Consider the following 13,838-nt stretch of genomic DNA (forward strand, 5'->3'; position numbering starts at 1 on the left):
GTTGGAGCCATGGTAGGGCGCGCTACTCCGCCGAATTTGATCCAGCTCAACGAAACGCTTCGCTTTGCCTGGGCTGCGACGTATTGCCCTGGGTTGCCTTCCTTTGTTCACCTAGATGATAATGTTTCTCTTTCGAGTTTGACCTTCGTCTGCAAGGATCCATTTAATGCAAGCCCTTATCCCCCGCCTCTTGGCGGTCGCCGTGTTGCCATGCTGCGTTCAGCTTCACGCAGCTCCGCTGGATGCTGCACTGGACGAAAGTCAGCGTCTGGCAGCGGAGGCCAAGGCATCGCAAGCACGCATCGAGCAGCTCGACGATGCCACTCGGCAGATGCTCAACGACTATCGCAACGCTGTGCAGCAGGCGGAGGCGCTGGAGGCCTATAACAAGCAGCTGACCGAGCTCACCGCGGGGCAACGTAAGGAACTCGAAGGTTTTCAGCGTCAGCTGGACAGTATCGAGCGCACCCAGGAGGCCGTTGCGCCTCAGATGGGGCAGATGATCGATGTGCTCGAAGAGTTCATCGCGGCGGACTTGCCGTTCCTTCCCGACGAGCGCGCCGACCGCCTGGCCAGCTTGCAGGACATGCAGGCGCGCGCGGATATCAGTCTGGCCGAGAAATACCGTCGAATCCTCGAGGCCTATCAGATCGAAAGCGATTACGGCAGAACGCTGGAGGCCTGGCGCGGCGAGCTGCCGGTCGAGGGCGGCAGCCGTAGCGTTGAATTTCTGCGTCTAGGACGGACGATGCTCTATTACCAGACACTCGATGCGCATGAGAGCGGTTGGTGGAATCCCCAAACCGGTGCGTGGGAGACGCTTGATGCAAGCGCCCGCCGGCCAATCACCAAGGCAATTGCCATTGCGCGTCAGCAGCAAGCGCCCAGCTGGCTCGAACTGCCGGTGAAGACCCTGGCCAAGGAGGCGACGCAATGAACCGTTTATTGACCGTTTTGCTGATCGGCTTGTTGCCGGCGCTGGCTCAGGCAGCCGAACCGCTGACTCCAGATCAGCTGCTGCAACGCATTCGCAGCGAGCGCGCCACGGAGGTCCAGGCCATGCAGGCGCGTGAGCAGGCGTTTATCCAGAATCGCAGTGAGCAAGCGCAACTGCTGGCACGAGCCAACGCCGCGCTTGAAAAGCAGAAGGCCGAAGCCGAGCGTTTGAAAGCCGAGTTCGATCGTCAGGAGGCCGAACTGGCCGAGCAGGAAACACTACTGGCACAGCGGGTTGGACATCTTGGCGAGCTGTTCGGCGTGGTTCGCCAGAGCGCAGGTGATATCGCTGGCCAGTGGCAGGACAGCCTGCTCAACGCGCAGTATCCGGATCGACTGGCGCGGCTGAAGGCGCTGGCCGAAAGCCGTGCGCTTCCGTCCGCAGAAGATCTGGATGGCTTTTGGATGACCTTGCTTGAGGACCTTGCCGCCAGTGGGCGAGTCGAGCGGGTTGAGCTACCGGTCGTGGGCGCCGACGGTCAGCGCAGCGTTGAATCGGTGCTACGGGTCGGTGCTTTCTCCGTATTCACTGATGATGCCTTCCTGCGTTACGACAGTGATGCCGGTGAGCTTCTGGCTCCGGCGCGGCAGCCTGCCGGGTTGGGCCTGGTCGATGATTACCTGAGCGACGGCGACGCGCTGGCGACCCTGCCGATCGATCCAACCCGCGGCTCGTTGCTGGCACAGCTGCAGCGCCAGCCGCAATTATGGGATCGGGTTCAGCAGGGCGGTCTAGTCGGCTGGGTGATCTTGGTGCTCGGCGCCATCGGCCTGCTGTTGGCGATCTGGCGCATGGTCTACCTGACTGGTGTCGGGCGCGGTGTGGGCCGGCAGATGAATGAGCTGAACAAGCCGCGCGATGACAACCCGCTAGGCCGCATCATTGGAGTGCTCGGACCTAAGCCGCAATTGTCCGATCTGGAAACCCTCGAACTGAAACTCGACGAAGCGATTCTTCAGGAAACGCCGCCGCTGGAGCGTGGGCAACCGCTACTCAAACTCCTGGCCGCCGTAGCGCCGCTGCTCGGGTTGCTGGGTACCGTGACCGGCATGATCGTGACCTTCCAAGCCATTACCCAAAGCGGTGGCGGTGATTCGCGGCTGATGGCTGACGGCATCTCCCAGGCGCTGGTGACTACGGTGCTGGGGCTGGTTGTGGCGATTCCGCTGTTGTTTCTGCATAGCTTGCTGGCCAGCCGCAGCAAGGCGCTGATTCAATTGCTGGAACAACAAAGCGCCGGCCTGATCGCGCTGCATCTGTCGGGAACACCGCGCCGTGAATGATCTGCATGGTAGCTGGCTGCGTCTGGTCGATAGCGGACACGCGCTGCTCGACTTCATGGCTGCGGGTGGCGTGGTGATGTGGGCGCTGGCTGGATTGTGCGTGCTCTATTGGACGCTGGTGTTCGAACGCCTGTGGTTCATGCGGCGGGTCTTTCCGCGCTGGGCCGAGACACGTCGCCAGGCTTGGGCGCGGCTGGGCGATGAGCCCGGTAGCTGGCAGCGCGCGGTGCGCAGTACCTGGCTGGCCCAGGCCCAGCAGCAGCTCTCCGGCCCGTTGCGGATGAGCAAGACCCTGGTGGCGATGTGTCCGCTGCTCGGCCTGCTTGGCACCGTCAGCGGCATGATCGCGGTATTCGACGTGCTGGCGCTCAACGGCACCGGCAACCCTCGTGGCATGGCCGCGGGCGTCTGGCAGGCGACCCTGCCGACTATGGCCGGCATGGTGCTGGCCATCACTGGACTGTTCAGCCTGGCGCGCCTCGAGCGAATCGCGCGCCTGGCTCTCGACCGGCTGGCCGACCAGCTGCGTCACGATTGAGGATTAACGGATGCGTATGCGTCGTCACCACCAGCAGGAAGAAGACACCGGCATCGACCTGACGCCGATGCTCGACGTGGTCTTCATCATGCTGATCTTCTTCATCGTCACCAGCTCCTTCATCAAGGAGTCCGGTGTCGAAGTTCAACGCCCGCAAGCCGATACCGCCAGCGCGCAGGACAAGGGCAACATCCTGATTGCGGTAACGGCTGAAGGTCAGGTCTGGATAGACAAGCAGGCGGTGGATGTACGCAGTGTGCGTGCGCACGTCGAGCGCATGCGCGTCGACCAGCCCGAGGGCGCCGTGGTGGTGCAGGCCGATCAGGATGCGCGCACCGGTCTCGTGGTTCAGGTCATGGATCAGGCGCGTCTGGCCGGGGTCCGGGACGTGGCGCTCGCTGCCAGTTCAGGAGTTCAGTGATGGTCCGCGGACTGGGCCGGATCGGATTGTCGTTCGTCGCCGCCTGTGTGGTGGCGTTGTTGTTGTTCGCCTTGATGTTGAGCATGGTCACGCCACCGCGCAGTGAGGTTGCAGACGATCCTGTGGCGATCGCCAATTTCGTGCGCATGGACAGCCGCAACGAAAGCGCCTCTACTCGTTCGCGGCAGCAGGCTCCAGAGCCGCCGCAACCGAAGACACCACAACCGCCAACCCCGCCCACGCCGAGCATGGCCAGCCCAAGCGCCAACTTGCCGAAACTCGACCTGCAGCTGCCGAACATCGACAGTGGACTGTCCGTCGCCAGCGCGCCAGCGCCGAGCCTGAGCGGTCTGACCGCAGCGGCACCGGCCGCAACGCCGGCGCCTCCACCCGCTGCGGCCGCAGTTGGGGAAGCAGCGGCGCCATCCGGCGGCCCAGAGCAGGAAGTCATGCCGCTGAATGATGTACGCCCCGAATATCCGTATCGCGCTCGCCAGCGTGGCATCGAAGGTCATATCAAGCTGGCCTTTACCATCACGCCAGCTGGCAAGGTCGAGAACATCCGTGTTCTGGAAGCCTCGCCACGCAATGTGTTCGATCGTGAAGCTCGCCGTGCCGCGGCGCGCTGGCGTTTCGCGCCGCGTACCGAAAACGGCGCGGCGGTATCGCGTGAAGCGGTAAAAACTCTGCACTTCCGCCTGCAAGGAGAACGCTGACATGTCTCGTTTGCTGCTGTTGATCTCATTGTTGTTCGCTGTCTCGACGCAGGCGGCCCAGACCATCGACCCGTTGGTGTTCAAGGCGCTTGAGCGCGCGCAGACCGCGCAGGAAAAAGGCGATTACAACGCCGCGCGAAACGCGCTTACGCAAGCCGAGGCCAAAGTCGGCAGTGTCGAAGAGGCGCTGTTGTGGCGTAGCCGGGCGTATCTGGCCTGGGCCGAAGGCAACAACCGTCAGGCGCTGGAGTTGCTCGACAAGGCGATCACGAGCGGCAAACTGGACGAGACGATGCTGCCCAACGAGCGGCTCAATCTGGCGAAACTCAATCTGATCGAGCGCCGTTATGCCAAGGTGATCAGCCTGCTGGGTTCGCCGGCCGAGGCAAGCGAGGAAGTACTGCAAATGCTGGTGCAGGCCTATCAGGGCCTCGGCCAGCACAGCAAGGCATTGCCGCTGGCCGAGCGCTACGTGCAGGCCAACCCCAGCGCGGCGGATACCTGGCTGCAGTTCCTGGTTGCGGGCAACGCCGAGCTGAAGCGTTATGAGACAGCGGAGCGGTGGCAGCGCAAGTTGCTGTCGCGCCATCCGAATGAGGCCAAGATTTGGCGTCAACTGGCCGGGCTGCAGCAGATGGCGGGTGATGAGGACAAGGCGCTTGCCACGCTGCGTGCCGCGCATGCCAAAGGCCTGCGTTTCAGTGAATCGGAGCTGGATAATCTGGTGCTGCTGGCCAGCGCTGCGGATCAGCCCTGGCAGGGTGCCAAGCTGCTTGAAGGGATGCTTGAGTCGCGTTTGCTGGCGAGCAATGCCAGCCGTCACGAGCGCTTGGGCATGCTCTGGTGGCAGGCGCGCGAGCGGGCTGCTGCCGCGACGATCTATCGTCAGCTGGCCGCGCAGACGGCGAGCGCCAAGTTTTGGATGAATGTGGCTCAGCTGGAGCTTGAGCAGGCCCGCTGGCAGGCCGGGCTCGACGCTCTGAAGCAAGCCGAGCGGGCCGGAGCAGAGCGGCGCCAGGTACGCGCTTGGCGTGAATGGGCCGAAGGTGAGCTGAGTTTCGAGCGCGAGCGTCAGATCGCCCGCGTCAACTGAAACGTAAGCGAGTCATCGTAGGGTGCGCTCCGCGCACCGACGTTGATGTATATGGACGCCCCCTCTGGACCATTTCGCTCTTTGATCCGCTCGGTGCGTGGAACGCACCCTCAAAGCTTGAGCTTCGTACCCGGCGCGCCGCGTCCCCGGGAAGCGGACAGCGCTGCCTCCTTATTCCAGCTCGTAGAAATAGATCTTCTCTGCCGACATTCGATACCCGGCTTCGGCCAATTCGCTGCTGGCGTGCTCGACGCGAAGCGGACCTTCGATCCAGAAGGGCTGATAGAGCTGATCGACCTTCACACCCAACTCGCTGGTGGCATGCACGATTTGGTTCGAGGGTGGTGGTGGAACGTGAATGCACGCACCGAAATAAGGCACCAGCAGAAACTCGGTAACGCGACCGTCCTCACTCATGTCCAGCGGCACGATGTAGCCCGGCAACTTCGCCTGGATGCCGTCCAGTGCTTCGACCACTGGTGCGGCGGGAGATTGTTGCGTGGCGGCTGGGCCGGTTTCGGCAGCCAGCGCATCGGCCAGTTGCGACATATCGTGCATCGCGACGGGAGGCGGGGGTGGCGGGGCGTCGGCGGGAATCAGGTCCGACCACTGCAACTCGCGCATATCGGCGATTGCGAGATTGGCCGCAAGGATCAGCAGGGCAGCAAGCAACAGATTTGGCACGGTCATCCTCATAGTCGTATCGACAGGCCATCGGCCAGCGACTGCCGATAAGCACGCCAGGCGGGCACGCTGCCCATCAGCAGCCCGGCCAGCAGTATCGCGGCAAGCAGCGACCATTCATAAGCGCTGGGCCAAGCCAGCGGCAGGTAAAGGCCGTACTCGGCCTGCAGCGGCGTCTGGGCCACGGCGATGGCTACATATAGCAACAACAGCCCGAGCAGCACACCGGCCAGCGCCAGGCTGAAGGCCTCGGCCACCAGCAGGCCGCCGATATGCCAGGGCCGAGCGCCTACCGAACGCAGGATTGCCATCTCCCGGCGTCGCTCGTTGAGGCTGGTCAGGATCGCCGTCAGCATTCCGATGAGTCCGGTCAGCACGACAAACAGCGAAACCACGAACAGTGCCTTTTCCGCCGTGCCCATCAGGCTCCAGAGCTCCTGCAGGGCGACGCCGGGCAGTATCGCCAGCAGCGGTTCGCCGCGATACTGGTTGATCTCGCGCTGCAGGGTGAAGGTCGCGATCCTGCTGTTCAGGCCGAGCAGAAATGCGGTGATCTGTTGCGGTTGCAACGCGAGCTGGCGCGCCTGTTCGGCATCGATACGCGCAGCGCCCCGCGCCGGCATGCCGTTCTGCCAGTCGATATGCAGCGCTTCCATCCCAGCGAGGTTGATGTGCAAGGTGCGATCGACCGGTGTCCCGGTGCGTTGCAGGATGCCCACCACACGGAACGGTTTGTCGTCGTGCTTGATCAGGCTGACCGTCGCGACTCCGTGTGCCAGCACCAGCTGTTCGTTCAGCGTGTAGTTCAATGCCCGAGCGACCTCGGCGCCAAGGACCACTTCGAAGGGGTCGTCGGCAAAGGGCCGGCCTTCGGCAAGTTGCAGGGCTTGCTTGCGGCCGTAGCGGTAATGTTCGAAATAGTCAGCGCTGGTGCCTAGCACACGATAGCCACGGTGGGAGTCACCCAGCGAGATGGGAACCGCCCAGTCCACCCGCGGATGCTGGGCGAAATGCTCGAAGCTGTCCCAGCGAATGTTGTTGGTCGCGTTGCCGATACGAAACACCGAGTACAGCAACAGATTCACCGAGCCGGAGCGGGCGCCGACGATCAGGTCGGTGCCGCTGATGGTGCTGGCAAAGCTGGCGCGGGCTTCGGTGCGCACGCGCTCGACAGCGAGCAACAGGCACACCGACAGGGCGATGGCGAATACCGTGAGCAGGGCGGTGAAGCGGCGATTGATCAGGCTCGCCAGGGCCAGACGCAACAGGTACACGATCAAACCTCCGCGGCGCGGCTGGCGCGGTTGAGGTCGCTCAGCGACAGGCTGCGGTCGAACAGCGGCGCCAGGCTCTGGTCGTGGCTGACGAACAACAGGCTCGAACCGGCTTCGCGGCATTCGGCGAACAACAACTGGAGAAAGGCTTCGCGGCTGTCCGCATCCAGCGCCGAAGTGGGTTCGTCGGCAATGACCAGCTCCGGTTGGCCGATCAACGCCCGCGCCGCGGCGACACGTTGCTGCTGTCCGATGGACAGCGCTTCGGCGCGTCGTTCGAACAGCGCTTCGGATAGCCCAAGATGCGCTAACAGGCTGGCGGTCGCCTGCGCAACGCTACCGTGACGCTGACGGGCACGCTCGGCTCGGAGGGTCGAAAAGCGGCAAGGCAGGCTGACGTTCTCAGCGACAGAAAGAAATGGCAGCAGATTGAATTGCTGAAAGATATAGCCGGTGTGATCGACCCGATAGCGATCCCGTGAACCGGAAGACAGCGTGGCGAGATCCGAACCGAGCAGGCGAACCGTTCCGCGCTGGGCTTTCTGCACGCCGCCGATCAGGCCGAGCAGTGTGGTTTTGCCACTGCCGGACGGTCCTTTGAGAAACAAACTCTGGTTTCGCTCCAGTTCGAAGTGGGGAATGTCGAGCAGCTCCGTCTGGCCAGGCCAGGCGAAGCCGAGTTCGTTGAGTTCGAGCAGTGGAGCGGTCATTGAATGTTCTGGATCGTTACGGGCGATTCGGGAGTTTACTGACTCATGATCGGGTTGCGGCAGGCCGCGTCGGGTCAGAAGTCCAGCTGTGGATGTTCGGTAGTCAGCTGCGCGCCGCGCTGGCCGTTTGGACCGATCAGTTGTGTCTGGATCTGCTCGGTAGCCGGAAAGGCTTCAAACAGCTTCTGCAGATTGATTCCCTGCAGCGCCTCGGGATTCATGCAGTTATAGCGGTAGCGAGCATGAATGTCGCTGTGCTGGCTGTCATGGTCGTGATGTTCATGCGCGTGCTCAGCCGTTTCGGCGTTTGGGTGGAACAGCGGGCTTTCTAGCTCGACCGTTTTCAACTCGCAGCCGGCGGACGCAGGTAAACCAAACAGTGCGGCTGGCTGTTCCAGCTGCTTGCGCGCGTCGGCAACCTTGCGCTCGTCCGCCGTGCTGCCCGGCGCATGCTCGAAGCCGACCAGATTCATCGCCGGGCTGCGCAGTTCGATGTCCAGCTCAGCGCGTTCCAATGCGATATCCAGCTCCGCCGCGCCATGTACATGGGCGCCCAGGTTGTCCTGCTGATGATCGGGTGCCGGGTGTGCCTGGGCGAGGGTGGATAACAGGATGAAGGGTAGTGCGAGCGAAAGGTGATACATGGCGAACTCCCGGCTTTAAAGTGGTTACGTTATAACAAAGGCGTATCGAGACTGGCCAGCCCGTTGATAGTCATGTGACCATGCCGTGGCTTTTCGGGAGATGAGAGATGATTCGAATTCGTGGGCATATCGGTGAGTTGCCGGTGGATCTTAGTGTGGAACTGGATGAACAGGATTGGGCACAGCTGGCGCGGCAGCTGCCGGCGAGCGCCAACGTGCAGAGTATGCAGGCATCAACCGAAGACGGCATCGACCCGCACTGGCTCGGCGCTCAGCAATTGTTACGCGATGTGGGGCGAATGGAGGGGCCGCAGCTGTTGGCCGAGCTGGAAGCCCTGAGCGGCAGCGCGCAGGTGGCGAAGCGCCTGTTGGTGCGCCTGCGCCACAATGCTCAGGTCAAGGTGCAGAGCAGCGCCGACGCGCCGATCTACAGTTGGGTGGGCGAGGGGGATTGATCGCTCAGAGACGACTTGCCTGAAAGGTGTCGCAGCGGCCCGGCTCGCCACTGTCGAAGCCGGTACGGAACCACTTCACCCTCTGCGCCGAGGTGCCATGGGTGAAGGCATCCGGCACGACGCGTCCCTGGCTCTGCTTCTGCAGGTTGTCGTCGCCGATGGCATTGGCCGCATTCAGGGCTTCTTCCAGATCGCCTTCTTCGAGCCAGTCATGGCGCTGCTGCGCATGGTATGCCCAGACACCCGCGAAGCAATCGGCCTGCAGCTCCTGGCGAACCAGCAAACCGTTGTCGCCTTCCATGCGGGCACCACGCTGGCGTGCGGCCTGCATCTGCTGTGACACGCCTAGTAACGTCTGCACGTGATGACCCACTTCGTGAGCGATGACGTATGCCTGAGCGAAATCCCCTGCCGCGGAGAACCGTGAGGCCATCTCGTCGAAGAATTGCAGATCAAGGTACACCTGGCGGTCGCCAGGGCAATAGAAGGGTCCGACCGCCGAACTGGCGAAGCCACATGCCGAATTGACGCCGCCACGGAAGAGCACCAGCGTTGGGTCGCGGTACTGCTCGCCGGCTTGCTGAAACAAAGCGCGCCAGGTGTCTTCGGTATCTCCCAGGATCGCCTGGACGAAGGCCACCTGCGGATCGTCGCCGCGCGCCGGTGTGTCGCTCTGCTGAGTGGGAGCCGGGCCTGCCTGGTTGGCCAGCTGGCCAAGAATCTGCAGTGGATCCTGGCCGGACAACAGTCCGATCACGACCACCACCGCCACGCCCGCCAGACTCAGACGGCCGCCCCCGATGCCGCCACGTCGGCCACGAGCATCCACCACGTTGTCACTGCGTCGTGCTTTCTTCCAACGCATACATGAGTCCTTCTACCAGGCAGTGCTGGTGGATAGACCTCTCATGTTGGCCGCTAATTCAGCCGACGGCTTGCGCTTCGTCTGTTTTCGCTCAACGCACCGGGTAGTCGGTGAGTACCGACTGTTCGCCGTCTTTGCTCAGGCCAATGACCTGATAGGCATCCTTGCGGTCGCCCATCTCCATACCTGGGGAGCCCATGGGCATGCCGGGCACAGCCGCGCCTATCAGATCCGGCTGAGCGCGAAGCTTGAGAATATCGCTGGCAGGTACATGGCCTTCAACGAACTTGCCGTCGATCACGCCGGTGTGGCAGGAGCCCAGGCGGTGCGGCACGCCAAGCTTGGCTTTGACCGATGCCATGTCGGTTTCGACGTGATCGGTCACTTCGAAGCCGTTTTCCTCGAGATGCTTGATCCAGGACTTGCAGCAGCCACAGTTGGCGTCGCGGTGTACATCGATGGCGATGGGCTCGGCTGCCTGAGCAAGGCTGGCGAAAAGGGCGGTAGCGAACAGAAGACGGCGCATGGAAATTCTCCGGGCGGGATTCGCGGCAGCATACCGCCAAGACGCCTTGGTGCCCAAGTACCGGCCTGTGTGCAAATGTCGCAGTTTCGGGCGCATTGATTAGTTGTGGGGCGAACCAAAGCGGGGCGTTTCGGTCCGATGACCACTGTGGTGCGCAGCCGCTATCAGGAGAGTTTTCGATGCGTTTTGCCCGTTTCGTTCTGATTGTTCAGGCCGTGGTCATGATTGGTTTGAGCCTGGCTTATTGGCTGCGGCCTTATGAGATGGCCAATATGAACGGGATGCTGCTGATGGAGACCGCCTCGGTCAGCCATATGCGCGTCTATTACGGTGGGTTGCAGTTGGGGCTGGCGCTGTTTCTGCTCTGGGCCATGCGCGCGCCGGAGCGTGTCCGGGCGGCGCTGACGATGCTGGTGATCACCATGCTGGCGCTGGTTGCGGGGCGGCTTGGATCCTTGTGGCTGGACGGCGGTGAGTTGATCGGTTTCGACCTGGCCTCGTTGATCTATCGGGTAGGTGCTGCGTTGCTCGCTGCAGTCGCGTTGCTGCTGATGCGTGAACGCTCGGTGGGTGTGCCTGTTACCGAGCCAGAAGTGGAACCCCGGCCCAAACGGCCTCTGATCGATGACGGGCCGCCCAAGCCGTTTCGCCTGGGTGACGGACCAGAGGCGCCAGCCGGCCCTGAGCCTGCGTCAGGCCTTGAGCCGTTTCGGCGGGGTGATCCAGACGGCCCACCGCTGGAAACCCCGTCGGATTCGCCCGTCAGATAACGAGTCCGCGCGTTGCTGCTGGGTTCAGGCGTTAGCCGCGGCGCACCAGCAGCACGCCCGATTCCATGTGGTGGGTATAGGGGAATTGGTCGAACAGCGCGCAGCGTTCGATGCGATGAGTGTCGTGCAGCTGGGCGATGTTCTGCGCCAGTGTCTCTGGGTTGCAGGAGATGTAAAGGATGCGCTCGAAGCGGCGCGTCAGTTCGCAGGTTTCCAGGTCCATGCCGGCGCGGGGCGGGTCGACGAAAACGCTGCCGAAGTCATAGCTCTTCAGGTCGATGTCAGCCAGCCGGCGGAACGGGCGCACCTCGTTCAGCGCCTGGGTCAGTTCCTCGGCGGAGAGGCGCACCAGGCTGACGTTGTCGATGCCATTGTCGTCGAGGTTGCTTAGTGCGGCATTCACCGAGGACTTGCTGATCTCGGTGGCCAGTACCTTGCGCACGCGGGTGGCCAGCGGCAGGGTGAAGTTGCCGTTGCCGCAGTAGAGCTCCAGCAGGTCGTCGTCGCGCTCGCCCAACGCCTCGAACGCCCAGTTCAGCATCTTCTGGCAGACCTTGCCGTTGGGCTGGGTGAAGGCGCCTTCCGGTTGGCGGTAGCGGAAGGTGCGGCCAGCAACTACCAACTCCTCTTCCACGTAATCGAGGCCTACAACGATGCGCTTGCCCTTCGAGCGTCCAACTATGCTCACGCCGAGTTGAGCCGCCAGCCGTTCGGCCTCGACCTGCCAGGCCTCGTCCAGCGGACGATGATAGGCGAGGGTGATCAATGCATCGCCCGCCAGGGTGGTGAGAAATTCCACTTGGAACAGCTTGAAACTCAGTGCTTCGCTGGCCTGCCAGGCGGCTTTCAGTTGCGGCATCAACTCGTTGATGCGGCGGCTGGCGATGGGAAAGTCGTCGATCAGGATCGGCGTTCGGTTATCGCCCGGCTCGAACATGGCGTAATGGCGCTGACCAGCCTCGCGCCACAGACGGAATTCGGTGCGCAGCCGGTAGTGCTCGCGCGGCGAATCGAAGACTTCCGGCGCCGGCGCGTCGAACGGCGTCAGCAGCTCGCGCAGCCGCTCGGCCTTGGTGGCGAGTTGAGTGTCGTAGGTGGCGGGGTCGAAGCGAAGATGAGTCATGGTGGCGGCCGTTGCGTGGTGGCCGCGGCGTGTCCGCGCGGCGATCGATGACGAAGGCTGGGCTCGCGCCCACCGATGGGGGCGCCGATTGTACGGAGCTGGGGCGGTATTGTCAGGGGCTGCGGGTGGGTGAGGTGGGGCGGGATGGGGCGGAAAAGGTGGGCTTGAAGCGGACCGCCGCCCGGCCCACGCTACCGTGTATGACCTTGTAGGGTGGGCTTTAGCCCACCGATAACAGTGCATGACCTCGTAGGGCGGACCGAGCGGCGGTCCGCTTCAGCCCACCGATAACACCGCTAGCTCAGCCGTTGAAAAAGCCCAGCTTGATCACGAACAGAATCGACAGGATCCACATTGCCGGGCTCAGTTCGCGCCAGCGACCGGCCAGCAGCTTGACCGCGGTCCAGGCGATGAAGCCGAAGGCGATGCCGTTGGCGATGGAGAAGGTCAGTGGCATGGCCAGGGCGGCAACCACCACCGGCGCGGCGACGGTCATGTCGTCCCAGTCGATGCCGGCCAGGCTGCTCATCATCAGCACGGCGACGAACAGCAGGGCCGGCGCCGTGGCATAAGCCGGCACGGCACCGGCCAGCGGCGCGAAGAACAGGCTGAGCAGGAACAGCAGCGCGACCACGCAGGCGGTCAAGCCGGTGCGGCCGCCGGTACTGATGCCGGCGGCGGATTCGATGTAGCTGGTGGTGGTGGAGGTGCCGAGCGCCGCACCGGCCATGGTCGCGGTGCTATCGGCCAGCAGCGCGCGGCCCAGGCGCGGCATCTTGCCGTCCTTGTCCAGCAGATTGGCCTTCTGCGCCACGCCGATCAGGGTGCCGGAGGTGTCGAACAGATCGACGAAGAGAAAGGCGAAGATCACGCTGATCAGGCCGATATCCAGCGCGCCGGCGATATCCAGCTGCATGAAGGTCGGCGCCAGCGATGGCGGCATCGAGACCACGGCATCGAGCTCCGACAGCCCGAGCAGGATCGACAGGCCGGTCACCAGCAGGATGCCAATCATCACCGCGCCAGTGACCTTGCGGTACGCCAGCGCAGCGATGACGAAGAAGCCCAGGCAGGCCAGCAGGGGGCCGCCGGCAGAAAGGTCGCCCAGGCCCACCAGGGTGGCCGGGTTGTCCACCACGATGCCGGCGTTCTTCAGCGCGATGATCGCCAGGAACAGGCCAATGCCTGCCGCAATGCCGGCGCGCAGGGGCAGTGGAATGCTGTTGATGATCCATTCGCGGATCTTGAAGATCGACAGCAGGAAGAAGATCGCACCGGAGAGGAACACTGCACCCAGCGCCGTCTGCCAGGTGTAACCCATGGTCAGCACCACGGTGTAGGTGAAGAAGGCGTTCAGGCCCATGCCCGGTGCCAGCGCGATCGGGTAGTTGGCGAGCAGCCCCATGATTGCCGAACCGATGGCACCGGCGAGACAGGTAGCGACGAACACCGCGCCGTGATCCATGCCGGTTTCGGCGAGGATGCTCGGGTTGACGAAGAGGATGTAGGCCATCGTCAGGAAGGTGGTGATACCGGCCAAAACCTCGGTGCGCAGCGTGGTGTTGTGCGCCTTCAGTTGGAACAGCTTCTCCAGCATGGTGAATCCCCTTGTGTGCCGGTCGTGGCCTGGCGGTTGGGTGATGTCTGCCTCTCGGGGGCAGTCTCGCTATAGCAAAGCCTATAAGCGGGTTACTCGCCAAGGCGGCGCATCTTACACCGGGCCCGCGGCGGGTTGAATT

The 13,838-nt window shown here is 63.1% G+C and carries 16 protein-coding genes; 8 read left to right on the forward strand and 8 right to left on the reverse strand.

Annotated elements, in window-relative coordinates; translation table 11 throughout:
- Positions 1–166: 166 nt before the first annotated feature.
- Genes V6943_RS19615 through V6943_RS19640 form a run of 6 tightly spaced genes read left to right on the forward strand, consistent with a single transcriptional unit; the run spans position 167 to position 5,048 of the window.
- Positions 167–937: a DUF3450 domain-containing protein gene (locus V6943_RS19615; RefSeq protein WP_131651920.1), complete on the forward strand. Its 771-nt coding sequence runs from the start codon at positions 167–169 to the stop codon at positions 935–937.
- Positions 934–2,280 carry a MotA/TolQ/ExbB proton channel family protein gene (locus V6943_RS19620; protein WP_340555119.1) on the forward strand — a complete coding sequence of 449 codons (1,347 nt, stop codon included), beginning with the start codon at positions 934–936 and terminating at the stop codon, positions 2,278–2,280. Before V6943_RS19615 ends, V6943_RS19620 begins: the two co-directional genes overlap by 4 nt.
- A 55-nt stretch (positions 2,281–2,335) precedes the next feature.
- The gene (locus tag V6943_RS19625) at positions 2,336–2,818 is read left to right on the forward strand and encodes a MotA/TolQ/ExbB proton channel family protein (protein ID WP_231752250.1); all 483 of its coding nucleotides are present in this window, start codon (positions 2,336–2,338) and stop codon (positions 2,816–2,818) included.
- 10 nt (positions 2,819–2,828) lie between these two features.
- On the forward strand, positions 2,829–3,239 hold the full coding sequence (locus tag V6943_RS19630; protein ID WP_131651917.1) for an ExbD/TolR family protein: 411 nt from the start codon (positions 2,829–2,831) through the stop codon (positions 3,237–3,239).
- Positions 3,239–3,955, forward strand: coding sequence for an energy transducer TonB (locus V6943_RS19635; RefSeq protein ID WP_131651916.1), 717 nt, complete (start codon positions 3,239–3,241; stop codon positions 3,953–3,955). Before V6943_RS19630 ends, V6943_RS19635 begins: the two co-directional genes overlap by 1 nt.
- A gap of 1 nt (position 3,956) precedes the next feature.
- Positions 3,957–5,048 (forward strand): tetratricopeptide repeat protein, encoded by a 1,092-nt coding sequence (locus tag V6943_RS19640; protein WP_340555120.1) that lies wholly within the window; start codon positions 3,957–3,959, stop codon positions 5,046–5,048.
- A 171-nt stretch (positions 5,049–5,219) separates the two neighbouring features.
- On the opposite strand, the gene V6943_RS19645 is transcribed toward V6943_RS19640, so the two are convergent.
- From V6943_RS19645 to V6943_RS19660, 4 genes are all read right to left on the reverse strand, one after another.
- Positions 5,220–5,732 (reverse strand): DUF3299 domain-containing protein, encoded by a 513-nt coding sequence (locus V6943_RS19645; protein WP_340555134.1) that lies wholly within the window; start codon positions 5,730–5,732, stop codon positions 5,220–5,222.
- A gap of 8 nt (positions 5,733–5,740) precedes the next feature.
- A complete protein-coding gene (locus tag V6943_RS19650) occupies positions 5,741–7,006 on the reverse strand; it encodes an ABC transporter permease (protein WP_340555121.1) in 1,266 nt (421 codons plus the stop codon).
- A 2-nt stretch (positions 7,007–7,008) separates the two neighbouring features.
- Positions 7,009–7,716 (reverse strand): ABC transporter ATP-binding protein, encoded by a 708-nt coding sequence (locus V6943_RS19655; RefSeq protein WP_340555122.1) that lies wholly within the window; start codon positions 7,714–7,716, stop codon positions 7,009–7,011.
- Between the two features lie 74 nt (positions 7,717–7,790).
- Entirely contained in the window at positions 7,791–8,360 is a 570-nt protein-coding gene (locus V6943_RS19660) for a DUF2796 domain-containing protein (protein ID WP_340555123.1), read from the reverse strand.
- A 107-nt stretch (positions 8,361–8,467) separates the two neighbouring features.
- Between V6943_RS19660 and V6943_RS19665 the strand changes: the two genes are divergently transcribed.
- Positions 8,468–8,815, forward strand: a complete 348-nt coding sequence (locus V6943_RS19665) for a hypothetical protein (protein WP_340555124.1) — start codon at positions 8,468–8,470, stop codon at positions 8,813–8,815.
- A 4-nt stretch (positions 8,816–8,819) separates the two neighbouring features.
- Here the strand turns inward: V6943_RS19665 and ypfJ are convergent, their stop codons facing one another.
- Together ypfJ and V6943_RS19675 are read right to left on the reverse strand one after the other, a co-directional pair.
- Positions 8,820–9,680: a KPN_02809 family neutral zinc metallopeptidase gene (ypfJ, locus tag V6943_RS19670; RefSeq protein ID WP_131651910.1), complete on the reverse strand. Its 861-nt coding sequence runs from the start codon at positions 9,678–9,680 to the stop codon at positions 8,820–8,822.
- A gap of 91 nt (positions 9,681–9,771) precedes the next feature.
- On the reverse strand, positions 9,772–10,206 hold the full coding sequence (locus V6943_RS19675; protein WP_340555125.1) for a DUF411 domain-containing protein: 435 nt from the start codon (positions 10,204–10,206) through the stop codon (positions 9,772–9,774).
- A gap of 179 nt (positions 10,207–10,385) precedes the next feature.
- On the opposite strand from V6943_RS19675, the gene V6943_RS19680 reads away from it, so the two are divergent.
- Positions 10,386–10,976, forward strand: a complete 591-nt coding sequence (locus tag V6943_RS19680) for a DUF4345 domain-containing protein (protein ID WP_340555126.1) — start codon at positions 10,386–10,388, stop codon at positions 10,974–10,976.
- Between the two features lie 31 nt (positions 10,977–11,007).
- On the opposite strand, the gene trmA is transcribed toward V6943_RS19680, so the two are convergent.
- A complete protein-coding gene (gene trmA, locus V6943_RS19685; RefSeq protein ID WP_340555127.1) occupies positions 11,008–12,099 on the reverse strand; it encodes a tRNA (uridine(54)-C5)-methyltransferase TrmA in 1,092 nt (363 codons plus the stop codon).
- Between the two features lie 301 nt (positions 12,100–12,400).
- Positions 12,401–13,696 (reverse strand): NCS2 family permease, encoded by a 1,296-nt coding sequence (locus V6943_RS19690; protein WP_131651906.1) that lies wholly within the window; start codon positions 13,694–13,696, stop codon positions 12,401–12,403.
- Positions 13,697–13,838: the final 142 nt, after the last annotated feature.

The sequence above is a fragment of the Pseudomonas sp. CBC3 genome, assembly GCF_037967085.1.
Taxonomy (GTDB): domain Bacteria; phylum Pseudomonadota; class Gammaproteobacteria; order Pseudomonadales; family Pseudomonadaceae; genus Stutzerimonas.